This window comes from Mesorhizobium sp. M7A.F.Ca.CA.002.05.1.1, assembly GCF_003998335.1.
In the GTDB taxonomy this organism is placed as follows: Bacteria; Pseudomonadota; Alphaproteobacteria; order Rhizobiales; family Rhizobiaceae; genus Mesorhizobium.
On the sequence record NZ_RZQI01000002.1, the window covers coordinates 12,045 to 33,844 of the forward strand.

Here is a 21,800-nt window from a genome sequence, read left to right on the forward strand (position 1 = left end):
ACATGGCAGAGAATTCCGTCCGGAATTTCAAGTTCAATTGGCCTCAAGGATACTATCGCGGCACGGAGAGCTAATCGGAAAACTTACTCACGCACTGCCTACTTTGAAGTGCCTTTCAGCGGTAACGGCTTACCTCGATGCGCCTTGCGCCGAGCTTCGGCGCAAGGCGCGAGCTTGTTTAGCGATACGCTACCGGCTGATCAACGCTTGGCGTTTTCACTCTCCGAGTCGGCCCGCGCCAGGAACTGCTCGGTTGTCGTTGGAATATGGCTTTTCAACCAGTCCGCCATTGCGACTTCCTCACGCAGGTTCTCTTCGCAGACCTGGGCGACCTCTGCTTCACGCAGCGATTTGGCAGCGGCGATAAGGATTGTGTAGGAGGCGATTTCCATGTGCTCGAACGTGTAGCTTGCAAGCGATCCTTTCATCACTTCGTCACCGGCGAAGACACCGCTGAGCGACTGCGCCATTGCCGTCAGCTTGCCGCCGGCATCCTTCAGTGTGGAAGATCCTTGTCCGATGCGGTCGAGACAGGTTTCCAGCCGAGCAGCCTGCTGCCTGGTCTCCTGGACGTGCTGGCGAATCCGTTCGCTGAGCTCAGGATAGTTCTCAATTCGGTTCAACTGCCCATTCAACATGGTCTCGGCCTGCTCTTCCATGGCGTGAGCATCCCTGAGCCATTGGACAAGCCATTCGCGCGATTCTGACATTTCATATCTCCGTCATGGGTCGGCCAGAACTTTCAAAGGGAGATATTGTTCCTCATCGGTTGAACCGCGGAGTCAGCCTGTATCGCGAGCCTTGCTGGTCGGCGCTGCAATCAGGCTCTTGGCACCAGGAGAGAATATCGCGGTGCGGGCACTGCCGCTGTGTCTCAGCTGGCAAACGCATTTCTGCAGAAATGACCGGACCTGCTGCCTGTCGCGGGTTCGGCGACGGATGGATCTCTGTTTCGCGTCGGCTCGTATTCTGATGCCCGCGCTGCCATGTAGGGCTATGCTGTATCTCTCCCGAGCGGCTTGGCATTTTACGGTTCACTTGCGAAATCTACCCGTAGCTGATGCGCTCCAGGGTCGAGGCATGTTCACCTGCGGAGATCTTATCGCACGAAGGGATCGCAATGGAACGTCAGGGCATTTCGGAGGTTGGTAAGGAAGTTTCGCAGCTAAGGAAACGAGCCATGACTTCTTCAGACAATTCTTCAGCTGGCATATCACCACGCCCCGAAAAATCGGACAGCCGGACCTCGTCTAAGCCGGCGACACCGTCACCGGCCGCAGAGAAAGTCTCCGGAGCAGGCCCTGCGATGGCCGAGCATTCGAAAGACGCCAAGGCGCCCAGAGGCGGTCGTCAGCCTGGGGCATATGTCAAGGATTAGACGGCCGAGCTGTTGAGTTTCGGCTGCCCGCTACAGTCGAAGGAGGTTCCTATGCAGATGATGGGAATTTTCGTCAGCCGAGACCAGGCTTCGATCGTGGAATTTCGAGCGATCGTCTGACGAGTTGTCGCCGCGCAGACGAATTATCGGGATCATCAGCCAAGCCCACCATGAGCATACCCCATGGGAAAGTGAAGGCGTGGCGGAACCGCCGCGCTTAATCCGGCGGAGGAGTTATCCGGTGAACGCGACCAAAGAGTTTTTTGAAACCTGGCTGCAGGAGAATGTCGGCACTCTTGCTGGCAAAGAGGATGTGAGCTTCGCCGTGCTGGCCCAGCAATTCGAGCAGGACGCCGAAGCGGCCGGTTATGGTCGCGAGGTGCGTGAGGACGAGCTCGGAAACATTGAACATGCGATCGAGCAAGCGCTAAAGAACGCCCGAAGTGACGTGCAGGGTGGCGCCGATGGCCAACCCAGCGATGCGACAGCCCTCATGGATGCGCTGGAGGTCGAAGATGCCAAAAGTGGGCCGTAGGCTTTACCAGATTAGCTCTATTCGTTTGTCGAAGTTGCCGGGGTAGTCCTATGGAGCAGTTTCGCAAGGACATGGCCGCCTTGGCAGAGCCAGCTTTCTGGGTGACGATAGGCTTGCTTCTGGTTCCGTATGCGCTTGGAACCGTGCTCCTCGTTTTGACCTGCGGCTGCCTGTAGGTTGACTGCAGAGACCCCCGGTAGTGGTTCAACGACCCTAGGGCCGAATTCTATGCAATACCGAGCTTATAACGTTTCCGTGGGGTCCCTTGCTCCAGCAAAGTGTGAACGATCGCGTCGCGAGAAAAGTTCATCGTCGACACCAGGCTCTTTGCGAGAGGGGAGAAGGCCGCCGTTCATGTTCAGGCGCCGACGCTATCTGTGCTCTCATAGTTCCAGCTACGGCCCCCTATCACAGTGCTCCGATCACACTTAGCATCCGCGCGTTCCTTACATCGAAAATAGCCCTGCAGCTTGCGAGTTGCCTTGGAACACTTGTGTCATATCGAAGTTCGGCCCCCTAGGAGAACCAAGATGGCCATGACACAAGCTGCCAACGACAACCAGCCGGGCGAGAAACCGGAACATGCAACCGAAACGTCACTCAAAGCGGCAATAGACCAGTTTAGGGCGGGACGCAGGTGCAAAATGGCACTACGGGCGACAAGAATCGGGGCGAGGCACTGAGATGCCGCGGATCAATCATGACGGTCGCAACGAGAATACCACATCCGCTGCAGCACTCATTATCGACAAGGAACGTGCTGAGCGCGCCGCCAAGACGGCGCGGTTGAAGGAGGCTCGCCTCGCACAAGCCATCACGCCCGGTCCCAGCCAACGCAAGCCGCGTGTCACCAAAAAGGTTCGCAGGATTTTTGTTGCTGGCTAGGAGGTGTCCGTGACTCGCAATCACGACAAGGAAAGATACGACCGCGCCAAACGTATCAGCCAAGAGATGCTGGACGCTGAACGAGCCGAACGCGCCGAGAAGACGGCGCGGCTGAGACAAGCAAGGCTTGCACAGCATCCGGTGAAATCACCGCCGGCGCAGCCGCGAATGCATCGCAAACCCATCCCGGCTCTCAAAAAGAGAAGCCGTAAGGTGATTGAATTCTTTTAGGCTCTCTCGCTCGCCTGCAGCACCATGCAGGAACACCGTCCGGACTTAACAGGCCTGGCGGCAGGGGCTTTCACGACTTGCTCCAGCTCGATCCGTACACATGCTGCCCTTTGTTGGTTCATCCCCCTGCAGTTGGTGAATCCGGCGCCATGTTCGAACTTGCATAAGTTAATGACCTCTTCCCAGAAACGAGTCATGCATGGGCTCGCCGCCCAGCATCTGCGGCCTTGATTTAAGTCGAGTCAAAGGGGCGTACATGACCTACGACACCGCCAGTGATCAACCTATCTATCCTGAAGGGTTGAGATTGCTGGAATCGGTCCTCAAGAAGCTTTGCGGGGAAGCAGAGATTCAACTGATCTCTTACAACGCCGAGCAGATTGCGGCCGAGCTCATAAAATTATTCCAGAGTGGCATGAAAGACGAAACGGTTCTGCTGGTCGTCATGCGGGCGCGGCTGCGAAAAAGGCCGGTCTTGGCGGTCGGCTAGTCTCTCTCACCGTCATTCCACGATCCACGGCTCAGCGTTCGATGGCGACTTGGCGAGCGTCTTAAGCGTACGATGCCGCGCGATCTCGCGGAGACTTCTGCATCTCTGGAACCTCGCCATCGTTAGAGCTGCGAGCGTAGCCTGCTGGCAAAGTAGTCGGTGACCTTTTCGCTTAGTGGACGCGCTTGCCATTCTTCCAGACTGACTGGCCTTGATCGTTTCAGGTCCTCGTTGAAGATGTCTATTTGCGTTCGCGCGAATTCCATGCCGTAGACGTTCAGGGTGGCCTCGTCATTGAGGCGCAGGGAACGCTCATCCAAATTGGCCGAGCCAACGCTCACCCAGACCTCATCGACGATCAAGAGCTTCGGGTGGTACATTGTGGGTTGAAACTCAAAAATGCGCACACCGGCTTTGAGCAATTCGCCCCAGAAATAACGTGAACCCTTTCGCACTATGGGCACATCCGTCAGCCAATTGGGAACGATGACATCGACCGAGACGCCTCGCTTCCTTGCATCAAGAATCTGCTGCAGGGCTATGTCGTCGGGCACGAAGTAGGCCATGCCGATGCGCAGATGATCCTTGGCCGCGGCTATTGCTGCCAACATCATCAACTCCATGTTCTCCGAGCCGTTTGGCTGCGAAGAAAGTATCAACTGGGCATCGATCCCACCAGCGGGCGCAACTGCAGGGTAGAACTTCCCGCCCTGCAATGTCTCGCCGGTCGTCTCAAGCCAGTTTTCCGCGAACGCCGCTTGGAATGCGGACACGGCGGGTCCTTCGATCCGGTAGTGCGTGTCGCGCCATTCATTCGAGTTGCGTGCGTTCCCGCGCCAATTATCGGCAATGCCGACGCCGCCAGTGAATGCTATCCGGCCATCGACGATCAGCAGTTTGCGATGGGTTCGGTTGTTTACTCGGTCCAACGTATACCAGCGTAAAGGCCGATAGCGTTCGAATCTCACACCGGCAGTGGTCATGATGTGGATCAAGTCCTCGTCGAAGGGAAGGCTGCCAACCCAGTCGACGTTCACACGGACTTCCACGCCTTCGCTGGCCTTCGCCGCCAATGCGATCGCGAACTCGTAGCCGATGGCTCCTGACCAATAAATATATGTTTCCATGTCGACGCTGGATCGAGCCGCCCCGATTGCTTGCAGCATTGACGGAAATATTTCGTCTCCGTTGATGAGAGTTTGGACCGCATTGGAATCGAACATCTGCCCTTGCGAATAGCTGCTCATCGTCTTGGAAAATTGGGGATCCGTAGCGTCGAAACGATGGGGAACGATTGATCGTAGAACGCGCGGCTCTGGAGTAAGATTTATGATCAACACCGTGAGCAGGCTGGTCATGGTGGCGATGGCCAGATAGATGAGCACCTTTCGCCAAAGCTCAATGCCGGAGGTCTTCTTGCGGGCGCCTGACGCCACGGAACCGAGAGGCTGCACGTCAATCGCCCCGCTGCTGGCGATGGCGATGCTTTTCGATCTCCTCGGGCTCTTCATCATCGATCCGCGTGATGTTTGAAGCCGCGTGATCTGACCGCAGAATCTCGTCAAGCTTGGCGTGGATCGCTTGAGTGTCGCGGTGCTCCGCGCGCTGGATGAACAGCGTCATCGCCCAAGTAAACAATGTTGCGGCTCCGTGCCAATCCAAGCTCTGTCGCTCGAAGATCATCCAAAGGATGGCGTAAGCCAACAAGACCAGGAATGCAGCGGGACGGGAGGTCAATGTGCCAATTGAGGTAAGCACGCTTGTGACCGAATGATTTGCCATTCCAAAGAACTCGCGGCAGTGCCCCTGGTTCCCACGAGGCATCATACCGCCCCGCCGTGATTCAACAAAAGGTACAGTTGAGCAGCGCGCGTTTTCCAGGTGTCCTGCATCGACCTTCACATGTCATGGTCTCGCAGCGAGCACGGTCTCGATTTGGATAGTCTCGCAGCGGTGGGTTCAGCAATTCGCTCATATCGGAGACGTGGCGATTCGGATTCGGCCGCTTCGGCCCCAGCGATTGCTGGCGAGAAAAAGGCAAGCAGTCGCTTGGTAAGTTCCGCTGCACGTTGTTCCCCATCAATCGCGCCGGTTACGAGTTGGTGGACGTTTTGCTGTTCTGAGCTTGCGCCGCACAAGGACCGAGCCGCCGATGATGACGGCTGGCATATTGTTGCGCGATGCCATGGTGAGCTGTCCGACACCATCTCCTGTGTCCGACGCGGGTGCTCTTCTGCTTCCTTCGGCAACTTCGTCTATGTCACGTTGTTCAGCATGAGTGTCAGCAGCATGAACGATCTCGTGAGTTGCCCCATTTTGCCCGCGGTTTGGTCGGACTAAATAATGCGGCCAGTCGCGAAGAGTTATAGGCGTTGGAGTATAGGGCTTCGCCATCAACATCCTTGCGCGAAGGTTAAGCGATGAATGGGCCATATGGCGATTTTCATGCATGAACACCGGCCGAGTGCATCATAGTTTAATGACAATTGGTGGGCTGCCCCGCATAAAGCCGTGGTCAGCGGCTGTGTAACGGGTTTCGCTGCTTGGGAGCGACGATCGCACTCTCGCCCATTCGGAGGAGCCTGATGCTTAATCGAACCATCCGCATGCACACGGACGCTCTCTACCCCAGTGACCTGAACATCCTTCGCGCGGCATTTGACGCGCTGTGCCAGGAATTTGCTATTTTGCCTGACACGGCGGCCGCCTATGCCGTGGCCAGAGAGCTGATCAGGCTATTCCAAACAGGAATGACCGAAGCGGCCACGCTGATGATTGCCGTGCGAGCACGTTGGCGGGACGATTGGGAGATGGCAGGCAGCAACGCTGCCTGACGGTAGATGGTGATGCGCACACCACCCGCTGCATCCTTTTCGACACCGCCGCGTTGACCATCAAACCTGCCAGAAATGGCCGATCCGCTGGCACGTGACTGGAGCAACCGATGCCGAAATTTCGCTTCGAGTTTATCGAAGGCATGTCGCAGCCAGCAATCTTTGCCGATATGGCTGATCGAGACGAGGCTATCAGAGAGGCCAAGCGCGCTGCCAAGGAGGCCATGCTCGACGGAATTGTCGATGGCGTGGACCCGACCAGTTGGGTGACGAAGGTTTATGATGAGGCAGGCTATCTCGTCGCTACTCTCGGATTCCAGGATCTGGTCGCCGCGCCCAAGGATACGGAAGAGCTCAAGGAAACAGAGGAGCCTGGCGTCTTGCGATCGGGTTGAAGCCTGATTTCTACGCTGTTGCCATCGAGTCAGATGTCCCGAGACCGCCCTTTGAACATCGCACGAACGAAATCGTTCGCCGTTAACGCGCCGCACTATGCACAACAGCCACGTCAGCCGACCGACCGCCGAGACCGAAGATGTCCTGATCGTTGGAGGCGGGCCGGCGGGATTGACCGCCGCTCAATATCTTGCGCGTTTTCGCCATCGCGTGCTGGTGATCGATGCCGGCGATCCTCGTGCCGCCTTGATCCCAACGAGCCATAACTGTCCTGGCTTTCCCGAAGGGATAAGTGGAGCCGATATTCTGGATCGCCTTCGACGTCACGCCACCTTGTATGGAGCCACTCTGGTTGAGGGGCAGGTCTACTCCCTCGCCCCTGCCTATCGGGGGTTCGTCGCTGAGACCTCGATCGGCGCAATCCGGACACGCAAGGTGTTTATGGCGACAGGGATCACCGACACGACACCTGTCATTCCGCGTCTACGCGAAGCAATTGCCGCAGGTGTGGTTCGACTCTGCCCTGTATGCGACGGGTATGAGGCGATCGACCAGAAGATTGCGGTCGTCGGGCACGACGAGAGAGCCTTTAAAGAGGCTATTTTCCTCAGTCGGTTTACACCACTTATAACGGTGCTTGGAAGCGACGCATCCGACTTTTCGCCCAGCACTCGTCGTGCCGCGAGGGCAAGAGGCATAGTCATCGGTGACGCTCTCGACACACTCTGCCCGACAGCAGACGGTTGCGAGGCGATTTTGAAAGATGGGACGTCATCCCGCTTCGATGCCATTTATCTGGCACTGGGGTGCAAGGTACATTCTCAACTCGCCGAGGTGGTAGGCGCAAGATGTTGTGAAGAGGGCTATGTCACAGTCGACGAGCATCAGCAGACTTCCATCCAAGGCATGTACGCCATTGGTGACGTTGTCAAAGCGTTGAACCAGATAGCCGTCGCTTTTGGACAGGCTGCCATTGCCGCGTCGCATGCCCATAGAGAGCTTGAGAGCGCCGAGCGGACTGGATTTGCGGATCAGCCTTCTCAACGAACATGAAGACCACGCGGCTGATCGAGCTCTTGGCTGCCTTGATGGCGCGTGCCAACATCTCGACGGCCGACAAGGAGTTGCCGTAACTGGCCGAGAATGTCGATCCCGAAAGGTCATGATACTCCCACCGACAGTTTACAGCCGCGGAACATTCCCTGCGGTAAGAGGTTTGGCTGCAGGCCTACAATCCTTTCTCATTGTCTGGGCCTCGAGGCTGTCGATGCAGCTTCGGCCCGTCTCGGCTTTGTCTGGGGCGGGCTTTCGTGGCTCTGGCAACTCGGCGCGCCAAGCCATTCTTTCTGTCCAAGATCATAACTGCCATTCTCAACTTTAAACGCACAGCAAGCCCAGAAATTCCCGTCAAGGAAGAGGCTTTCCGGATATGGTTGAAGGAGATCACACGTAGACCGGTAAAAGGCCGTTGCTGGCTCGGGCTGGGCCTTTTTGTTTAGTGTCCGAAAAACGCGCGGAACATTCTTTCTTGTCTAGCGTTAGCGCGCGCCGGACGACCCGTTCTGCGATCTCTTGCTGGCCGGCGTCAGAGGCTGCAACCACAGCTTCAGCCCGCCTCGGCCCCCTCTAGAGACGGTGGCGCACGGGAGCTGAGATGCGATGCATAGAGACGCCTTCACCCCATCAGAACTTGCCCTGCTCAGTCGCGTCTTTGCACGCAGCAAAATTAAAAACGAAACCGCAACAGAGGGAACGGCGCGCATCACGCATTCTGGCTTACTACCAGGCGGGAATCACGGATGAGGATGAGCTGGAACAGCTTTCTCGCCAACCGCTGGGAAGGTGACGACTAGTCTTCCTTCTTCAGAGCTTCCGCCTCGTCTTTGAGCTTCGGCCAATCGGCTCCATGCTTGCGAAGCAGCGTTCGGGCCTGCTCGGGGTCAATTTCCGTGACCTCGACAAGATGTTCGACCTCAAGCTCCTGGCCTTTCGCAACCCGGCTTGCTTCATTCGCTTTTCTTTGCACGTCGACACCCACCCACTGCTGAGACAACATGAACGAGCGCTGAGAATGCGCGTTCCAGAACTTCATACAAAAATACGCGACACCGATAAAAAATCGGTTGGATGGGCCATGTATGAGACTGTGAATTGCCGATTTCTTCGTGTGGGAGAACCCGAACTTGTTCGTCGGTCGAAATGGCGGCGTCTTCGGGCGATAGTCCGATCACGCGGCGTTCCTCGCCGCTCATGCCATTCGATGTGCCGGCACTCGGCAGCATTCTGACGTAGCAAGTCAGGCACGTTATCTCATCAACTTGATCTGAAGCGAGATGCTCAGCCGCAGAATCCTGTCGCCGTTTTCGTTCCGCACTTCAACAAATACTTGCTGCCCGTCCACCTCGGTAAGCACATCTCTCGTAAGGTCGATAAGGCCCTCGAAGCCCGCGCGGCGCACCTCCTCCAGACCGGCACATTCGATGCCGATTTCGTCCTCGATGACCACATCGTGATCGCCACTATCAAAGAAAAATCGTGCCATCCGAGAGCTTCCGTCACCACTAAGCTGCGGGGGTCCTTTGGTGCAGGTAGGTCGTGTCGAAATCACCTGCACGAGTGAGGCCGGGCCAATCAAGAGCATGCACTCTTGACCCCGTCGTGGCGATGAGGCCCCTACGTCGAAGTTCCTGAAGCATTCGGTTGACGTGGACTGTAGACAAGCCCAATGCATCGCCAAGTGCTGCCTGGGTAATCGGAAGATCCGCGACGTGATCCTGAATGCGTCCAACCGAGCGCAAGCGAAAGATCAGTTCGCACAAGATGTGAGCCATGCGCGTGTATGCCTCGCGTCTTCCCACATTCGTTACCCATTCTCTGTAAATCGCTGCATCGATCAGCGTCGACCGCCAAAAAGCCGTCGCGATTCGAGGATGCTGTTCGCAAATGGTGCGAAGAGCGTCATGTCGCATGAAGCCGAGTCTGGCTGCTGTCAGGGTCGTAAAATTGCAATCCATGACCGACAGATGCAGTCCGTGCAGATCGGGAATATCTCCAGCCACAAAGAAGGATGTAATCTGCCGTTTGCCATCGCCGGTAAGTTTGGTTGAACCGAGCAGGCCATCCAAAACCACGAACGAATTGACAGGGCGGTCACCCTCACGCACCAGGTCGTAGTTGGCCAAAAAATCCTTCTCCTGAATCTGGATGCCTTTCAAAACCTCGATATCGCCCTCTCGGAGATCCGAGATGCTCTGGAGCTTGCGAATAAGGACATCCAAGGATGAGGTGGGTGACAAATTGGCTACCTAGCTGATGTTGATTATCGAACTTGCATTCGCTTCAAAAGTTCCGAGTAGCCGTAAAGAGGCGCCGGACTGATGGTCGGCAGTTGGGAACTCAAGACGCGAACGCACCCAGGACCTTGGCCGGGACCTCAGTGCCCAGCGCCAGAGGGTTGAGGCCCCGTTCGGTTGCTCGCTTGGGGTGCGGCAACGCTCCCGACGTGAATATGCCGCACCCTTAAGGGAGCCGCCCGAGCCGCGCATTAACCTATGACATAGGCTGGGTTCGAATTTTTGACGTCACATCAGGGGCTCCAGCTCCGTTGAGCCCGCCAGAATTCCGCACAAGCCACAAGAAAGAAAGCGGCAGGCGAGAAAGGGGTGATAATCCCTTAGCCATCTCGCGTTTGGCTTGCGATTGACACGCACCCAAACCGAGGCAACGCGGTATGTGATTATGCGGTAGCCGAAGGGAGATAGCGAATGAAGAAGACCTATCAGGAGGCTCATTTTGACAAGCGTGAGCGACTGTCGGCGGTGAGGGCTTCGCCCAGCTCATCGCCCCTCAGCTCGGGGCCGACTGACTAAAGGCGGCACTAATTGGTACTACAAAAGGAAGCTTGTTGGGGCCGGCCCTTCTCCAAGTTGCCTGTCTCTCAAGGCCCCTGCCTCCCGGTAGCGGGCTTTTGCATTGCTGGTTCCCCGGAAGAGCCGGGAAGTCCGCCACATTGCGTGGAACATGCCGTATCGCGGGGAACATTTTAGCAAACTGTAAATTCAACGGTCTTCTGGTAGGAGGCCAATGTGTCCCGGCGAAGCGTCGACAAAGACCGATTGGAGCGCGCAGACCGTGAGGCAAAGATTGCTAACGCGGCCGAGAGAGAGGCGCGAGATACAAAAACTGCGCGACTTCGAGAACAACGCTTTGCTGCCGAAGCCAAGGCTTCGCAATCATTCAAGAAAGGTCGATCCAAGGCCTAGGTCGCTTACCCGCTGACGCTCGCCCCGACGCGCGCAAGTGGTGCGGGCCCGTCCAAACGTGAGGTGCGTGCGATTGCGAATTTTTCTTGGAACCGTCTTTTCGCAGCGAAGTTCGGTACCGAAGGGACATTCCAATATGGAGTTGATCATGAAACAGGTTCTTTTGGCTTCAGCCATTATGGTACTGTCAACTGGCCTCGCTGTTGCGCAATCGACCACCACGACCACAGGCGGATCGTCGACCTCGACGACCCAGACAATGCCGAGCACTACGACCGATCAGGGAACGGATTCGACCACCACGAGTGGAACGAACTCTAACTCGAACTCCGCCAAGGACTGCGCTCCAGGTCAACAAACTGGCAGCGCCAAGCAGGCCGCGCCAGGTCAACAGGATACCGATGCTAACTCGGCTGCTCCTGGCCAGATGAAAAAGACCACGGAAGGCTGCTGACGTGTCTTGGAACTGTTGCCCTGTTCCAGATTGATGCAAAGGGGTCGACTCTCAGGGTGTAGCCGCTCTCGAACGCCCGTCGTGCTAGGTCGGCACGGGGGGTCGATACCAGACCAAGGTCTTGTCGTTTCGCGGCGAGTCGCCCGCGAGGTGTGCCGTGTTGGTTCACCCCAGGTGGCACCTGCTTTGCACCGCCCGCGACAGCAGGGGAAACCAACACCCCAGCGAGTCCCATTATCCCAGGGACGGCCCGCCGCTGCCGCTAATGGGACGGCGGGCTTTTTTCTTATTCCATGAAACGAAAGGTCATTCCGTAAGTTGGCTTCCCAAGGAGGAACCAATGAAAAAGGATGGCGACGGCCGTGTGAAGAAGGGCAATGAGCAATTGCTTGCCCGACGTTTGTCTGAAGAAGTCGGCATTTCGGAGCCGGATGCGCGCGGTCTGATCAAGCTTATCGGCACGGATTGGAATTCGCTGCTTCGTGAAGCCCGATTTTTGAAAGAGCGGCATTAGAATGCTCCTGCCTGTCGTGACTAAATTATTATTCAATCGACTCTCGCCAATATGAGCGTAGTCTACTCTCATCGGCGGTAGTTTCAGGGCACCGCCGGCTGTGAGCGAAGAACATGCTTCCGCCCCAACGGAGGAAGCCATGACCGCTCCCGCTACCATCGGCGTTGCAAATCCCGAAGAACTCGCCCTCCTACAGCAGGTGTTTCAGCGGGCCTGCAAAGAGCGTGCGCTAGCAGAAGGCAGCGTCGAGGCCGAGGCACTGAGCGCCCGTCTGATGTGGCTGTTCCAGCACTCCGGAGCCTACTTCGATGAAGCTACTTTCGAAGAGATGCTGCGGGGTGAAGGCTGATGAGCCGCGCACCTTATCTGGACCGCCTGGATGATCTTATTCGCCAGCACAAGGAGCTTTCTGCGCAAGGGGAGATCCTGCGGGCGGAATGTCGACTGAGTTGCTATGTCTTGGAGGAATCGGCCGATGACCTACGGGGAATAGTTGGCAGGGCTTGGGACGCCAGAGTAGCACGGCTTCGCCGTGATACTATTCGGTCCGGGAACGTGATTACCGTTGCAACTCGGGTATAAATTGCGCCATGTTCACAACAAGTCCTCCAGGCTTAATTGTAGCATTCCCCTTATGCCGGTAGCGTATGCGTCAGGTCATTCGGCCCACGCTTGTGTCCAGTTAAGGTCGGCACGGTCACTCAACCCGAGCTTGGTCCGCTTGATCCTGCCGACTCCCTTACGCGAACGCTTTTTGTCGCACTGAGCCAGAGCTCCGATGCATTTGAAGCACCCTTGAGCACCTCGTGTGCTTGTGAAAGCAACGTCTGCTCCTGCGATCGGGTGGAAAGACGCCGGCGCACGTCGCGGAACAGAACCGTGTGCCTGACGTTGTGCCGAGATCGAGGTCTAGGAGAAACGGCATGGTTGCGCCACGCGCTGTGTGGAAGGGCTTTCTGAGGGTCGGTTCCGTGTCATGCGGGGTGAAGATAGTTGGTGCCACAAGTGAGGCATCCAAGATCCACTTCAAGATTTTGAACCGCAAGGACGGTTTACCCGTCAAAAGCGCTTATGTCGATGAAGAGACCGGCGATGTTGTCGAAGCCGAGGATCAGATCAAAGGGTATGAGGCGGACAAGGGTGATTTCATTCACGTCGAGCCGGACGAGATAAAGAAACTGAAACTGACGTCGCAGCATACACTTGACATCGATTCCTTCGTTCCGGTTGCCGAAATCGACACACGCTTTCTGGAGAAGCCATACTACTTGATCCCGGCAGACGGTGCCTCTCTGGAGGCCTTTGCCGTCCTGCGCGATGCGATGGCCAAGAAGCGCGTTGCGGCACGCTCCTGCGTCGTACTTTATCAGCGCGGGCGCGAAGTATTGATACAGCCCCTTGGAAAAGGGATGTTGCTGACCGAGCTACGGACCCACAATGAGATGACATCGGAAGACACCGTCTTCAATGACGTGAAAAGCCCAAAATACGATGCGGATCTGCTCGAAATCGCGGGGCTTCTCATCGACAAGAAAGTAACAAAGTTCGATCCTTCGAAATTCGAGGACACCTACGAGGATGCGTTGATTGCCATGATCGACGCCAAGCGCAAGGGCAAAAAACCGCCGAAACCAGCGCCGAAACCCAAGGAGAACGTGGTCGACCTGGCCTCGGTTCTCCGAAAGAGCCTCGCCAAGGAAGGCATCGGCCAAGACCGGCCAAAGGCCAAGAGCCGCAAATCAGCATAGTCAAAGATAGCGATCACCAACGCGGCGGTGCTGAAAAGAACCAGTGCAATTGCAGTGCTAGGTTAGAAGCGTACTGGGTGTGAGCAAAGTTCATGTTGGCGCCGAAGCGATGCGCGATAAAGAGGCGCAGGCCCAACGGCCGCTGGATCTTCAGGCCGTGAGCCCAGCCTCACGCCTCAAACGTTGAAGCCGTTCGCTCGGCACTCGACGCCGTGCATGCTGCCCGTCGGAGGCGTGAGCGTTGACCGCGCCTTCATCTACAGTGACTGGCAAAGGTACGATCGTCACAGCCGGCACCATATCCCTCCATAGAGCTTGCGGCTTGCTCGGGACTGCGACTGATTCATGCCGATCGTCGGTGCGTTGCGATGGCACTTGGTAGGAAGGGTCTGCCCTGATCACCGGCTCCAGATCGTGGGGGAAGTTCGGCGCATGGACGGGCAGTGCTTCGGCCGAATTTTCGCCCTTTTGAGTGATGGCCGGAAGCATTTCAGCGATCTCGATCAGGATATCTTTGACCAGATGTCTCATCTGTGCGCCCGCCCGCTGCGGCCATTGCTATGGCGATCAAACTTGCTGAGGCAACCAATGTTCCCGCTTGAAGCGAATGACGGGCTTTACCGGGAAAGATCGGCGGAGCGGCTCCTGAGATACTCCAGGCGACGTCGCTGCGATCCTCTCGCCTGGCATGATCGATGTCGGAAAGTCGAATTTGAACGTACTGTTCCTTGCCTTCGTCGGAGCGGTGGATGATCCGATGACGGCTGTGTGCCTCGCCCCCCGACTTCCCTTGCCAGCTTCTTCCCTGGCTGCTGTCTGGCCTCCGGTGGGTTCGATCGGGAACAAAGGCTCGACCATCCGGTTTGGTACCATCCCGTTAAGCACAAGACTAATGTGCAGCCTGACGGATGAGAGACGGCTGCCGGATTGCTATGGCTGTTCCCGATCTGCATTCGGCAGCCGAGATTGAGCCCAAATGCCCTAAGGAGACTTCGCATGAGCGAAGCAGGACACAGCGCAGGCAATGAGGTGACTTCGATTGCGGGCACGTCGCCGTTCGCCAGTTTTTTCATGGCTGGCTTCGAGTGCTCGTCGCACCGGCGCAAGGACGGCGTTCGCCTCGATCTTATCCGCGCGACGTCGCATTATTTGCATGCCCTGGGCGACTACCGCAGTTGCGCCGAACTCGGTCTTCGTACCATCCGCGACGGCTTGCGCTGGCACCTCATCGAAACCGCTCCTGGAACCTATGACTGGTCAAGCTGGACGCCGATGGTCGAAGCAGCGCAATCGGCAGGTGTCCGGATCATCTGGGACATCTTCCACTACGGATCTCCCGACCATGTTGATCAGGGATCGATGCATTTCATCGATGCCTATGCCTCGTTCGCCGCGGAAGCTGTGAGGGTTCATCGTTCAATCGCCGGTACAGCGCCTCTGTTGTGCCCGATCAACGAAATTTCGTTTTTCGCCTGGGCTGTTGAGGTCGGCTATTTCCCCCGCGTCGGCCCGAAGAGGCGGGGATGGTTCAAGCGGCACCTCGTGAAAGCAGCAATAGCCGGCGTTCGCGCGATGCGGGAGGTCGATCCCGCTTGCAGATTTGTCTGGGCCGAGCCGCTTATCCACATCGCTCCTCGCGACCGGACCCGCACCGAACGGCGCCGGGCCGAAAATGCCCGTCAGGGACAGTTCGAAGCTTACGACATGCTGCTGGGCCGGGCCGAACCTGAGCTGGGTGGGAGCGAAGATGTCGTCGACGTCGTTGGCTTGAATTTTTATCCACACAATCAGTGGTACCTAAACGGGCCGACGATTCCGATGGGGCATCACGAGTACCGTGCCCTATCGGAGATGCTGATCGAAGTCGCGCATCGATACAGCAAGCCTATGTTCATCGCCGAGACCGGCTCCGAGGGGTCTGGCGGGCCGGCTTGGCTCCACTATGTCTGCGACGAGGTGCGTGCCGCAGAAAGCCTCAAAGCCCCGATCGAAGGTATTTGCCTTTACCCGGTAACCGCCTATCCGGGCTGGGACAATTCGCGGCATGCGGAGGTGGGATTGTTTTCAGTCGTCCAGGCGGACGGCAGCCGACACGTCCACAAGCCCGTCGCGGACGAATTGGCCCGCCAGCAAGCTTTGTTCGCGGCGAACCCGACGCGTTAAATACATGAGCTGCACGAGGGACTGCGCGAGCGCCTGTCGGCCCCGCGCCGATGCTCCCGGGTCCAGGTGGGGGAGCTACAGCGCCCCTTCGGCCAACGACGCATTCCCCACGCCCGCCCATTCCGGGACGCTCTTTTGAATGCGTGCGAAGGTTGCCAGGGCCTGCCCGACCACCTGATCCATGTTGTAGTAGCGGTAGGTTGCCAGGCGGCCGACAAACCACACGTCGGGACAGGTTGCGGCGAGCGCTTCGTAGCGCTTGTAGAGCTCTTCGTTTTCGGCCCGCGGCACCGGATAGTACGGGTCCCCGATATCGGTGGGATATTCGTATGTCAGGCTGGTCCGCACGCTCCGTTGGCCGGTCAAATGTTTGTATTCGGTGATGCGGGTGTAATCTTCCGTCTGGGGGTAGTTGACGACGGCAACCGGCTGAAACTGCTCTTGGTCGAGTGTGACGTGCTCGAAACGGAGCGAACGATAAGGAAGACGCCCTAGCTGCCAGCCGAAATATTCGTCGATCGGGCCGGTATAGATCAGGCGGTTGAAGGGTATCTTGTCACGAATTTCGCGGAAGTCGGTCTGCAGCATGACCTTGATGTTCGGGTGACCGAGCATGCGCTCGAACATCCTCGTGTATCCACCGGCAGGCATCTTCTGGAAGCTGTCGCTGAAATAGCGATCATCGCGGTTGGTCCTGGTCGGCACTCGTGCCGTCACTGATTTGCTCAGCTGGTTCGGATCGACGCCCCATTGCTTCCTTGTATAACCACGGAAGAACTTCTCGTAGAGCTCGCGTCCCACGGTGCTGACGACAACATCCTCGGCCGTTCGCACGTCCTCTACCGTCTCGCGCCGCGATGCGAAGAACTCCTCCAACTGTGCGGAATTCAACTCGAGGCCATAAAGGCGGTTTATCGTGTCGAGATTGATCGGGATGGGAAGCAGTTTCCCGTCAACCGCCGCCAGAACCCTGTGCTCGTATGTGCGCCATTGGGTGAACTGCGAGAGGTAGTCCACGATCGACTGGCTGTTGGTGTGAAAAATATGGGGCCCGTAACGATGGATGAGGATGCCGGCTTCATTGTAGCAATCGTAGGCGTTGCCGCCGACATGGCTGCGGCGGTCGACCAGGAGAACGCTTTCATGACGCTGGGAGGCTATCCTTTCAGCAAGCACGCTGCCGGCAAACCCCGCGCCCACGATCAGCCAATCGAACATGGCTATGCGCTCCTGCGGAGCGGGACGACCTTCTTGCGTCGGTAGGCGCCCTCAATGTGAGCGGCCATGGCCTTCCATGTTCTTTCCCACGACATGTCAGCCAGATAGGCATCGACTTGCGGCAGCAGCATCTCGCGCGGTCGCAAAAGCAGGGAGCGCAGCTTGCTGTCCAAGTCGTCAATGTCGGCGATCTCCACCAGCCCAGCAGCGCCGTAGCTGCGCACAACGTCAACGATTGCCGTCGAGATCACCGGCAGGCCCGCCGCCAGAAACTCTGGCGTCTTGGTTGGGCTGATGAACCGGGTCGCTTCGTTGAGCGCAAACGGCATCCACCCGGCATCCCAATGGCGCAGATAATCGGGCAGGTCGCAGTAGGCCTTCGCGCCCAACCAATGCAGATTGTCGGCCTTCGGCAGGATTGCAGGATCGATTTTGACAACGGGGCCGATCATGACGAAATGCACGTCCGGCATGGTCCGCGCCGCTAGCGCCACGAGGTCGACGTCCAGCCGCTCGTCGATGACGCCGAAATACCCCACCCTCGGGTGAGGAATGCCGGCCTGATCGATGGGGTCCTTTCCTGGCAGCCTTGCCTTGTGAAAGTGTTTGACATCGATGCTGCTCGGAAAGGGGTAAATGGCCTGATGCAGGCGGCGCTTGGTCTCGAACAGGCTCAGGCCACCGGTGAAAACGAGATCGGCGCGGCGCAGAAGTTCCTTTTCCATCTGCGCCAGTTCGGGCGGTGCATTCTTGAAGGCGGAGAGTTCGTCCATGCAGTCGTAGACGCATATGTCTGGGTCAAGGAACTCCGTGAAGCGAAGAGCCATCGGCGTGTAGTACCAGGCGATCAGCCGGCTGTGCGGCATAGAAGCTATGATCTGCTGAACAAATCTCCGCTGGACGGCATCTGATTTCGCGGCCGACGCGCCGAGCGGAAGCACTGGTGTCACAATTAGAATGTTTGGCGACGCCTCGCTCGTCCGCATCAGCGGCTGTGGCAGTTCTTCAAAAACAGGCTCTTCAAAGTAGATCACTCTCTGCTTCATGGATGCAAGAGTGAGGATATGCTGCGGCCGTTGATGAACGAAATTCCATCGCAAATGGGAGAAGCAAACCAGTAGATTTTCCCTGCCAACGTGTTTACTGGCGGATACCCTGCCCAAGGCTGCTTCCATTGAGATGTTCCTTCTCGTAATCTTTGGTTTATGTTACGACTAACATTTGTTAATAGCGGGTCGAGGAGAAATAGACTTCGATGCCAGCTCCTAACTTTCCCGCGCGTGAGTTGTTCCAAGGTGAAGTGAAGTGCTCTCAGTCACCGCTCGGATGACGAATGCGACGACATTTCCGCGGAGCTGAGAACGGCCACCACGCGTCGCCGGGCTTTGAAAGCGTGAGCGACGGGGGAATGTCGGTGGAGAACTGACCTGCCGTATTTGCGTTTAAGTCGCTGGTTATAAAATGTGCAGGACATCAAGTTGATTCGCCCGCATCACTGGCGAGTCCGTGCCAGGCGAATTCCGGGGCTGATATGAAGATCGACTTTTCAACCAATGTTTTTCCGCTGTTTCATCCGCAAAGCGTGGATGATCTCAAAGACCCTTGCCCCGTCTTTGATGGCAGCCTGTGGCACGTCTTCGGCTCGAGCGGCACGGTGACCAGCGAGACGTGGAGGATCCTGCATGCCACGGCGCCGGAACTTTATGGGCCGTGGACCGAGCATCAGTCGATCGAGCTTCCTATCAATGGGAGTGGTGTTGCGGCTCCGGGGGTCATTCACGAAAGTGGCGTCTTTCACATGTTCATCCAGACCGAGTTCATGAAGTCTGGTGGCCGCTGCGAGCATGCGGTTTCCAATGACGGGTTCCATTGGGTGGTTCTTAGCCCGGCAATCCTCGCCATCCCGGACACGGAGGAAGATGGCATTTACGATCCGCATCCCGCAGTTATTGGCGGCAAGCGCTACCTCGTCTATTCCGCCATGCCAAAATTCACCAGGGTGCCACAGCCCGACATCTATCTCGCGCGTAGCCAATCCGATTCATGGTTCGGCCCTTGGAAGCGGATCGGCAAGATCCTCGACCATAATGAAGTTCCTCACCACAACACGAGAGAGGATCCCGACTACGAATGGGGGATAGAGGGCGCACAACTGGTCGAATTGCCGGATGGCCGCGTGCTTCTCAATGCCACTTGCTTTCTCCCGAATGGCCTTCGGGGAAACCGGCAACGCGTGTTTTTTGCCATCGCCGATGATGTTGCTGGACCCTATGTGTCGATGGGACCGGTGCTGGAACCAGGCCAGCCGGGAGAGAACGGCCACTCGACCGTGATGATCGAAGGGGGCCAACTTTCGCTGTTTTACCAAAGCCGGGTCGCCACGACCGATCATCGGTGGCGCTACGGCTTGGCCAGATGCGACGTCGCCCTGTTTTCCAAGGTTGCATGATTTAGGTGTTGCTCGGACGGAACAATCCGTCGGAGCGCGTGCACACGACACCATGCAGCAGTCGCTCGCGGCGTTCGAAGACATGGGCGAACTGAATATCTCTGCTCCTTCCCGCAGGAGAATGAAACATCAGCACGTATTCTATGCCTTCATCCTCGCTTCGTTGAAGGCGTCTAACAGCGCAGGGACGTGCCGGGCGTCCAGAGCGAGCAGATGATCGACAGGCGGACAGCCGAATAGACAAAGGTCAGCCAAAGCCGAGGCAACCGGCGGCCTTCCGCTCGACCCGTGCGCAGTCGGGAGCACAAGGTTTGTACTCGAGCCACTGAAGCTCCGCACGAGGGGCAGCTCAGCTCATTCCTGATTGTTGCGTGCCTGACGAGCTCTCCGTTTCAGCCTGATCATAAATGCTTTCACCTAGTGGAACATCGGAGGTTCCACGAAGTTGGGAAGCCACGGAGGACGTGCACATGAACAGTGTCATCTATCTTATCGGCCTTATCGTTGTCGTGCTCGCGGTCCTCTCCTTCCTCGGTCTTCACTAGGTGGCCCATGCAGCATGAGAACGATCAGGGCGGACAGCCCACCGATTTCGACAAGGCGAAAAGCGACGTTTCCGACAGGCTTCGCCAGGAACAAGAACGTGCCAGCGAGCTGCTTCACGACGCGCGTGACACGGTGACCCGTAAGGCTGGCGATTATGCATCTGAAGCCAGGGATGCGATTTCCGACAAGGCGGAGGAAGCTCAGCGCGACATCGGATCGAGTCTGGCGGCGCTGGGCGGCGCACTGCGCGCGGCCAGTGACCATCTGGCCAACAACGATGAAAGGAACGCATCGAAGTTCGCATTGGATGCCGCCGGTGGCTTGGAGCGGCTTTCATCGTCATTGAAACAGAAACCGTTCGGCCAGGTCCTGGAGGACGTGCAGTCCTTTGGCCGGCAAAATCCCGGTGTCCTGCTTGCCGGATCGGTATTGGCCGGATTGGCTCTCGGGCGGTTCATCAAGGCTTCTCCGCCGGCGGGTCCAGAATTCCAGGATGCTGCGGGAGACCTCAAATCACACACCGATCAGGCACAGGGTTGGTCCGTTGATCGTTCGCAGGATTCGGGCCTCGTCGGCGATGATGGGGCCACGCAGAACGCGGAGCAGGACAGATGAACACCCAGGACAATCCCAGCCTTACCGGACTGATCACCGACTTGGCCCAGAATGTCACCACTGGTGCAAACCGAGGCAAGGCTGTTTCGGGCGGAGCTCTCTGAAAAGCTTGCCAAAGCCGGAGCAGGTGCCGCGGAAGTACTGGGCGGCGCGATTTGCCTGCTCGCCGCGCTATTGGTGTTGCTGCAGGCACTCGTTATCGCACTGACGCGGGCAGGGCTAGGCGCGGGGTGGTCTTCCCTGCTGGTCGGTGTGGTCGTGGCGGTCCTCGGCGTCATCCTGCTGCGGACCGGGATGGCCAGCATGGCGCCTTCGGAACTTACCCCCGACCGGACCCAGGAACAGCTTAAGCGCGACGCGAGCGTGATCAAGGAACAGGTGAGATGAAAGAGAAATCCGCAGCCGAACTTGAACGCGAGGCCGAGGCAGCCCGCGCCCGGGTGATGGAGACCGCCGAATCCATTCGAGGCAAGATGACGCCCGGACAATTGCTGGATGAGTTCACCGGGCTGTTCTCGGGAGGGGAGAGCTCGGCCATGCTCAGCAATCTCAGAACGCAGGTCCGAGACAATCCTTTGCCGGTCACCATGGTGGGCGCAGGTCTGGCTTGGCTGATGTTCGGCAGCGGTACCTCAAACACCCCCCACGGTTCGGCTGGATACTCCATGCCTTCGGCGCCGGGACGACATGATGACGGGGAGCGTGGAGGCCTTGGCAGCACGCTTTCCGATGCCGCCACATCGTTGTCGTCGGCTGCTACCAGCGTCAGCGATACCGTTTCGAGCGCGGCAAGCAACGCCGCCGAGGGTTTGACGGGCAGCACGGCCACTGCAAGATCGGTGACCGGCGAGATGGCGGCGAAAACCACCCGCTCTGCCCAAGAACTGTTTGAGAACCAACCCTTGGCCGTAGCGGCCGCCGGTCTCGCCATCGGCGCCGCCATAGGTGCAATGCTGCCCCATACCGCAACGGAGGATGAGCAACTAGGCGCCTATGGCGACAAGCTTCGCGACACCGCCGAAACCATGCTCGACAGGGGTCTGGATGAAGCCAAGCAGGTCGCCGCCGACGCCTATGAGACC

At 57.6% G+C, this 21,800-nt stretch carries 26 protein-coding genes; 16 read left to right on the forward strand and 10 right to left on the reverse strand.

The window, feature by feature from the left end; all coding sequences use genetic code 11:
- Positions 1–200: 200 nt before the first annotated feature.
- Entirely contained in the window at positions 201–710 is a 510-nt protein-coding gene (locus EN939_RS00235; RefSeq protein ID WP_127266464.1) for a ferritin-like domain-containing protein, read from the reverse strand.
- A gap of 909 nt (positions 711–1,619) precedes the next feature.
- On the opposite strand from EN939_RS00235, the gene EN939_RS00245 reads away from it, so the two are divergent.
- The 4 genes from EN939_RS00245 (at position 1,620) to EN939_RS00265 (ending at position 3,519) form a co-directional block, all read left to right on the forward strand.
- Positions 1,620–1,913 carry a DUF768 domain-containing protein gene (locus tag EN939_RS00245; RefSeq protein ID WP_127266465.1) on the forward strand — a complete coding sequence of 98 codons (294 nt, stop codon included), beginning with the start codon at positions 1,620–1,622 and terminating at the stop codon, positions 1,911–1,913.
- Between the two features lie 684 nt (positions 1,914–2,597).
- A complete protein-coding gene (locus EN939_RS00255; protein WP_127266466.1) occupies positions 2,598–2,798 on the forward strand; it encodes a hypothetical protein in 201 nt (66 codons plus the stop codon).
- Positions 2,799–2,807: 9 nt separating this feature from the next.
- Positions 2,808–3,029, forward strand: a complete 222-nt coding sequence (locus tag EN939_RS00260; protein ID WP_127266467.1) for a hypothetical protein — start codon at positions 2,808–2,810, stop codon at positions 3,027–3,029.
- 256 nt (positions 3,030–3,285) lie between these two features.
- Positions 3,286–3,519, forward strand: a complete 234-nt coding sequence (locus tag EN939_RS00265) for a hypothetical protein (protein WP_127266468.1) — start codon at positions 3,286–3,288, stop codon at positions 3,517–3,519.
- A 122-nt stretch (positions 3,520–3,641) separates the two neighbouring features.
- Here EN939_RS00265 and EN939_RS00270 read toward each other — a convergent pair whose 3' ends face one another.
- From EN939_RS00270 to EN939_RS38780, 3 genes are all read right to left on the reverse strand, one after another.
- Positions 3,642–5,033: a phospholipase D-like domain-containing protein gene (locus EN939_RS00270; protein WP_236383246.1), complete on the reverse strand. Its 1,392-nt coding sequence runs from the start codon at positions 5,031–5,033 to the stop codon at positions 3,642–3,644.
- Positions 4,975–5,421: a low affinity iron permease family protein gene (locus tag EN939_RS00275; RefSeq protein WP_306663753.1), complete on the reverse strand. Its 447-nt coding sequence runs from the start codon at positions 5,419–5,421 to the stop codon at positions 4,975–4,977. The genes EN939_RS00270 and EN939_RS00275 overlap by 59 nt, the downstream gene beginning before the upstream one ends.
- Positions 5,422–5,598: 177 nt before the next feature.
- A complete protein-coding gene (locus EN939_RS38780) occupies positions 5,599–5,913 on the reverse strand; it encodes a hypothetical protein (RefSeq protein WP_245456750.1) in 315 nt (104 codons plus the stop codon).
- Positions 5,914–6,104: 191 nt separating this feature from the next.
- On the opposite strand from EN939_RS38780, the gene EN939_RS00285 reads away from it, so the two are divergent.
- The 3 genes from EN939_RS00285 to EN939_RS00295 all read left to right on the forward strand — a co-directional run bounded on the left by EN939_RS00285 (position 6,105) and on the right by EN939_RS00295 (position 7,802).
- Positions 6,105–6,353 (forward strand): hypothetical protein, encoded by a 249-nt coding sequence (locus EN939_RS00285; RefSeq protein ID WP_127266469.1) that lies wholly within the window; start codon positions 6,105–6,107, stop codon positions 6,351–6,353.
- Between the two features lie 110 nt (positions 6,354–6,463).
- On the forward strand, positions 6,464–6,748 hold the full coding sequence (locus tag EN939_RS00290) for a DUF6894 family protein (RefSeq protein WP_127266470.1): 285 nt from the start codon (positions 6,464–6,466) through the stop codon (positions 6,746–6,748).
- Between the two features lie 97 nt (positions 6,749–6,845).
- The gene (locus tag EN939_RS00295; RefSeq protein WP_127266471.1) at positions 6,846–7,802 is read left to right on the forward strand and encodes an NAD(P)/FAD-dependent oxidoreductase; all 957 of its coding nucleotides are present in this window, start codon (positions 6,846–6,848) and stop codon (positions 7,800–7,802) included.
- Positions 7,803–8,598: 796 nt separating this feature from the next.
- On the opposite strand, the gene EN939_RS00305 is transcribed toward EN939_RS00295, so the two are convergent.
- The 3 genes from EN939_RS00305 to EN939_RS00315 all read right to left on the reverse strand — a co-directional run bounded on the left by EN939_RS00305 (position 8,599) and on the right by EN939_RS00315 (position 10,045).
- On the reverse strand, positions 8,599–8,841 hold the full coding sequence (locus tag EN939_RS00305) for a hypothetical protein (protein ID WP_164748697.1): 243 nt from the start codon (positions 8,839–8,841) through the stop codon (positions 8,599–8,601).
- A 213-nt stretch (positions 8,842–9,054) separates the two neighbouring features.
- Entirely contained in the window at positions 9,055–9,291 is a 237-nt protein-coding gene (locus EN939_RS00310) for a DUF6894 family protein (RefSeq protein ID WP_127266472.1), read from the reverse strand.
- A gap of 19 nt (positions 9,292–9,310) precedes the next feature.
- Positions 9,311–10,045 carry a Crp/Fnr family transcriptional regulator gene (locus EN939_RS00315; RefSeq protein ID WP_127266473.1) on the reverse strand — a complete coding sequence of 245 codons (735 nt, stop codon included), beginning with the start codon at positions 10,043–10,045 and terminating at the stop codon, positions 9,311–9,313.
- A 1,114-nt stretch (positions 10,046–11,159) separates the two neighbouring features.
- On the opposite strand from EN939_RS00315, the gene EN939_RS00320 reads away from it, so the two are divergent.
- The 4 genes from EN939_RS00320 to ku all read left to right on the forward strand — a co-directional run bounded on the left by EN939_RS00320 (position 11,160) and on the right by ku (position 13,727).
- On the forward strand, positions 11,160–11,465 hold the full coding sequence (locus EN939_RS00320) for a hypothetical protein (protein ID WP_127266474.1): 306 nt from the start codon (positions 11,160–11,162) through the stop codon (positions 11,463–11,465).
- 340 nt (positions 11,466–11,805) lie between these two features.
- The gene (locus tag EN939_RS00325) at positions 11,806–11,979 is read left to right on the forward strand and encodes a hypothetical protein (RefSeq protein ID WP_127266475.1); all 174 of its coding nucleotides are present in this window, start codon (positions 11,806–11,808) and stop codon (positions 11,977–11,979) included.
- 139 nt (positions 11,980–12,118) lie between these two features.
- The gene (locus EN939_RS00330; RefSeq protein WP_127266476.1) at positions 12,119–12,328 is read left to right on the forward strand and encodes a hypothetical protein; all 210 of its coding nucleotides are present in this window, start codon (positions 12,119–12,121) and stop codon (positions 12,326–12,328) included.
- 574 nt (positions 12,329–12,902) lie between these two features.
- Positions 12,903–13,727: a non-homologous end joining protein Ku gene (ku, locus tag EN939_RS00335; RefSeq protein ID WP_127266477.1), complete on the forward strand. Its 825-nt coding sequence runs from the start codon at positions 12,903–12,905 to the stop codon at positions 13,725–13,727.
- A 150-nt stretch (positions 13,728–13,877) separates the two neighbouring features.
- Here the strand turns inward: ku and EN939_RS00340 are convergent, their stop codons facing one another.
- A complete protein-coding gene (locus tag EN939_RS00340) occupies positions 13,878–14,258 on the reverse strand; it encodes a hypothetical protein (RefSeq protein ID WP_164748699.1) in 381 nt (126 codons plus the stop codon).
- A 465-nt stretch (positions 14,259–14,723) separates the two neighbouring features.
- Here EN939_RS00340 and EN939_RS00345 point away from each other — a divergent pair, with 465 nt between their 5' ends.
- Positions 14,724–15,890, forward strand: coding sequence for a beta-glucosidase (locus EN939_RS00345; protein WP_127266478.1), 1,167 nt, complete (start codon positions 14,724–14,726; stop codon positions 15,888–15,890).
- Positions 15,891–15,965: 75 nt separating this feature from the next.
- On the opposite strand, the gene glf is transcribed toward EN939_RS00345, so the two are convergent.
- Positions 15,966–17,108 (reverse strand): UDP-galactopyranose mutase, encoded by a 1,143-nt coding sequence (glf, locus tag EN939_RS00350; protein WP_127266479.1) that lies wholly within the window; start codon positions 17,106–17,108, stop codon positions 15,966–15,968.
- 2 nt (positions 17,109–17,110) lie between these two features.
- On the reverse strand, positions 17,111–18,283 hold the full coding sequence (locus EN939_RS00355; RefSeq protein ID WP_127266480.1) for a glycosyltransferase: 1,173 nt from the start codon (positions 18,281–18,283) through the stop codon (positions 17,111–17,113).
- A gap of 356 nt (positions 18,284–18,639) precedes the next feature.
- On the opposite strand from EN939_RS00355, the gene EN939_RS00360 reads away from it, so the two are divergent.
- The 4 genes from EN939_RS00360 to EN939_RS00375 all read left to right on the forward strand — a co-directional run.
- Positions 18,640–19,557, forward strand: coding sequence for a hypothetical protein (locus EN939_RS00360; protein WP_164748700.1), 918 nt, complete (start codon positions 18,640–18,642; stop codon positions 19,555–19,557).
- Positions 19,558–20,109: 552 nt separating this feature from the next.
- Positions 20,110–20,718 (forward strand): hypothetical protein, encoded by a 609-nt coding sequence (locus tag EN939_RS00365; protein ID WP_127266481.1) that lies wholly within the window; start codon positions 20,110–20,112, stop codon positions 20,716–20,718.
- Positions 20,719–20,781: 63 nt separating this feature from the next.
- The gene (locus tag EN939_RS00370; protein ID WP_245473041.1) at positions 20,782–21,105 is read left to right on the forward strand and encodes a phage holin family protein; all 324 of its coding nucleotides are present in this window, start codon (positions 20,782–20,784) and stop codon (positions 21,103–21,105) included.
- A partial coding sequence (locus EN939_RS00375; protein ID WP_127266482.1) for a DUF3618 domain-containing protein occupies positions 21,102–21,800 on the forward strand: 699 nt, incomplete at its 3' end. The genes EN939_RS00370 and EN939_RS00375, both read left to right, overlap by 4 nt.

Coding starts and splice junctions, on each gene's coding strand:
- EN939_RS00345 (WP_127266478.1), top strand. CDS start 14,724: ATGAGCGAAGCAGGACACAGCGCAGGCAATGAGGTGACTTCGATTGCG.
- EN939_RS00325 (WP_127266475.1), top strand. CDS start 11,806: ATGAAAAAGGATGGCGACGGCCGTGTGAAGAAGGGCAATGAGCAATTG.
- EN939_RS00270 (WP_236383246.1), bottom strand. CDS start 5,033: ATGATGAAGAGCCCGAGGAGATCGAAAAGCATCGCCATCGCCAGCAGC.
- EN939_RS00360 (WP_164748700.1), top strand. CDS start 18,640: ATGAAGATCGACTTTTCAACCAATGTTTTTCCGCTGTTTCATCCGCAA.
- EN939_RS00365 (WP_127266481.1), top strand. CDS start 20,110: ATGCAGCATGAGAACGATCAGGGCGGACAGCCCACCGATTTCGACAAG.
- EN939_RS00310 (WP_127266472.1), bottom strand. CDS start 9,291: ATGGCACGATTTTTCTTTGATAGTGGCGATCACGATGTGGTCATCGAG.
- EN939_RS00355 (WP_127266480.1), bottom strand. CDS start 18,283: ATGGAAGCAGCCTTGGGCAGGGTATCCGCCAGTAAACACGTTGGCAGG.
- EN939_RS00320 (WP_127266474.1), top strand. CDS start 11,160: ATGAAACAGGTTCTTTTGGCTTCAGCCATTATGGTACTGTCAACTGGC.
- ku (WP_127266477.1), top strand. CDS start 12,903: ATGGTTGCGCCACGCGCTGTGTGGAAGGGCTTTCTGAGGGTCGGTTCC.
- EN939_RS00340 (WP_164748699.1), bottom strand. CDS start 14,258: ATGAGACATCTGGTCAAAGATATCCTGATCGAGATCGCTGAAATGCTT.
- EN939_RS00290 (WP_127266470.1), top strand. CDS start 6,464: ATGCCGAAATTTCGCTTCGAGTTTATCGAAGGCATGTCGCAGCCAGCA.
- EN939_RS38780 (WP_245456750.1), bottom strand. CDS start 5,913: ATGGCGAAGCCCTATACTCCAACGCCTATAACTCTTCGCGACTGGCCG.
- glf (WP_127266479.1), bottom strand. CDS start 17,108: ATGTTCGATTGGCTGATCGTGGGCGCGGGGTTTGCCGGCAGCGTGCTT.
- EN939_RS00305 (WP_164748697.1), bottom strand. CDS start 8,841: ATGAAGTTCTGGAACGCGCATTCTCAGCGCTCGTTCATGTTGTCTCAG.
- EN939_RS00255 (WP_127266466.1), top strand. CDS start 2,598: ATGCCGCGGATCAATCATGACGGTCGCAACGAGAATACCACATCCGCT.
- EN939_RS00235 (WP_127266464.1), bottom strand. CDS start 710: ATGTCAGAATCGCGCGAATGGCTTGTCCAATGGCTCAGGGATGCTCAC.
- EN939_RS00330 (WP_127266476.1), top strand. CDS start 12,119: ATGACCGCTCCCGCTACCATCGGCGTTGCAAATCCCGAAGAACTCGCC.
- EN939_RS00295 (WP_127266471.1), top strand. CDS start 6,846: ATGCACAACAGCCACGTCAGCCGACCGACCGCCGAGACCGAAGATGTC.
- EN939_RS00265 (WP_127266468.1), top strand. CDS start 3,286: ATGACCTACGACACCGCCAGTGATCAACCTATCTATCCTGAAGGGTTG.
- EN939_RS00285 (WP_127266469.1), top strand. CDS start 6,105: ATGCTTAATCGAACCATCCGCATGCACACGGACGCTCTCTACCCCAGT.